The sequence below is a fragment of the Rhodococcus sp. 05-339-2 genome (assembly GCF_002258965.1).
Taxonomy (GTDB): domain Bacteria; phylum Actinomycetota; class Actinomycetes; order Mycobacteriales; family Mycobacteriaceae; genus Rhodococcoides.
On the sequence record NZ_NOYW01000003.1, the window covers coordinates 1 to 2535 of the forward strand.

Consider the following 2535-nt stretch of genomic DNA (forward strand, 5'->3'; position numbering starts at 1 on the left):
CCGCAAACCGGAATCCAACACAAACAACGCATCACCCGGCACCGGCGTACCGATAGGAGCTCCATGACCAGGCTTCATGGGCGCACTCATAGAGGCGTAGAACGTCTCTGTCTCCCCGTAGCCATTGATCATTTCTCGGCCTGAAGCCCACCGATCGACAAGTTCGGGCGAGCATGCCTCACCCCCCACAAAAATGGTCCTTACTTGATCTATTCCCTCGGGCGAGAGCATCTCGAGTGCGGACGGGGTCTGGTTGACGGTGGTGACCTGCTCGTCTACCAGGATTCGGTGAAAGTCCGTTGCGGAGCGGGCGGCATGCTCAGGGATGATCACCAAGCGGCCGCCGTGCAGCAGAGCGCCCCACATCTCCCACACCGACACATCGAACGAGTACGAATGGAACATCGACCACACCTGATCTGGGGAATGTTTGAAAGCATGTTCCGAAGCTGCGTAGGTCTGGGTGACGTTCGTTTGTGTGATGCCGACGCCTTTGGGTGTGCCTGTCGTTCCTGAGGTGTAGATGATGTACGCGAGGAGGTCAGCATTCGGCACCGGCAACGTCGTCGTCGGCTGTTCAGCGACCTTGGGATCCTCGACATCTATCAGTGGGACCCCGGACTTACTGACGCGACCAGCGAGGCTCACCGTGGTCAAAATCGCGGCCGGCGCAGCGTCTTGTAGAACGAATGCCAGGCGCTCGTCAGGGGTGTTGATGTCGATCGGCAAGTAAGCAGAACCCAGCTTCAGCACCGAAAGTATGGCTATCACAGTGTGTTCCGAACGTGGCAGCAACAGTGCAACAACGTCCTCTACTCCCACCCCACGCCCAGCCAACAAATGAGCCAACTGCGTCGATGTGTCGTCCAACTCCTGATACGTCCACGACCGACCCTCGAACACCACCGCTATGACGTCCGGCCGCACCCTCACCTGCTCGGCGAACAACTCCGGAATCGCGGGGTCCACGATCGATTCATTTAGCACTGACCGCGCTCCGAGGGCGTCCAGCTGCGTCAGTTCTCTCTCGTCAAGCAAGTCGATTGACGCCACCGAGCGGTCCGTGCCGGCGAGCATCGTCGTGAGCACCCGCTGCCAGCGGGTAACAAGTTGTTTTACAGTTTCGGCGTCATAGACGTCGGTGCGGTACTCGACCAGACCCCCAATGCCTATGGGACGGCCGGAGTTGTCGAACCGCTCACGCAGGCTGAAAGTCAAGTCCATTCGAGCGGTCAAGGTGTCCGTGCGCTGCGGGGAAATGTCGAGACCTGGCAGAGACAGATCGGGCAGGGTGACGTTTTGCCAGGCGAACAGGATTTGGATCAACGGATGGTGAGCCTGCGTACGGACCGGATTGAGGCGCTCGACAAGCGCATCGAACGGCACATCTTGGTTCGCGAACGCGTCCAGGCTCCGCTCCCGTACCTCCTCCAACAAATCACCGAAGTTCATCTCGGCTGAAACCCGCGTACGCAACACCAGCGTGTTGACGAAAAACCCGACCATGCCGTCAAACTCGGTTCGCCCCCGCCCCGCCGTCGGCACCCCGAACGCCACATCCGCGCTCCCGCTCAAACGCGCCAACAGCACCGAAAGCGCCGCCGACATCACCATGAACGTCGTCGCATTGCGTTCCCGCGCCACAACCCGCACGAGTTCCTGCAGTTCGGCGGGCCATTCGACGACGACTTGGCCGCCCTGATGGTTGGCGACGGCGGGGTAAGGCCGGTCCGTGGGAAGCTCCAGCAGTCCCGCGTATCCAGCGAGGTTCCGCTCCCAGAAAACTGTTTGTCGACCAGATCGGGTATTAGGATCGTCGGCCTCGCCGAGGAGCTTGTGCTGCCAGATTGTGAAGTCGGCGTACTGAACGGGCAACGGCTCCCAGCCTGGCTCCGTCCGGGTGGTGCGGGCCTGATATGCGGTAGTCAGGTCGCGAACCAGCGGCGAGAGAGATGATCCGTCGGCGGCGATGTGGTGCATTGCCAGGGCCAGATGGTGTTCCGTGGTCGAGACTGCGAAAAGCCTTGCACGAAAGGGAATCTCGGTTTCTAAGTCGAAGGCGTGGCGGGTGACAATACCGACCGCCTCATCCAACTGTTGATCGGTCCAGTTGGTGGCGTCGATGACTTTGCAGGCGACAAGCCCTTCAGAGGCATCGAGAATGCACTGCTCGGGCACGCCAGCCGTAGCGGGAAACACTGTGCGAACACTCTCGTGCCGGGCTACGACATCGGCAACCGCCAGGGTCAGCGCGTCGACGTCGAGTAGACCGATTAGGCGTAGTACCAGAGGGATGTTGTATGTCGCCGATGGTCCCTCTAGCTGATGGATGAACCACAACCGACGCTGGGCGAACGACAGCGGCAACTGGGCCGGACGCGCATATGGCTCCCAGATTTGCCTGGTGCCCGACTGTCCTCCACCCACCACACGAGCCAGGCCCGCTACGGTGGGGGCTTCCATGAGTGCACGGACGCTGATTTCACAGTCGAAGGTTTCCTGCACGGCGGCTACGACACGCATCGCAGAGAGCGA

1 protein-coding gene is annotated in these 2535 nt (G+C 60.7%); it reads right to left on the reverse strand.

The features are described from left to right. Nucleotides 1-2523, reverse strand: a 2523-nt coding sequence (locus CH273_RS01070) for a non-ribosomal peptide synthetase (RefSeq protein WP_254924357.1), incomplete at its 3' end; no start/stop codon positions are given. Between the last annotated feature and the right edge of the window lie 12 nt (nt 2524-2535).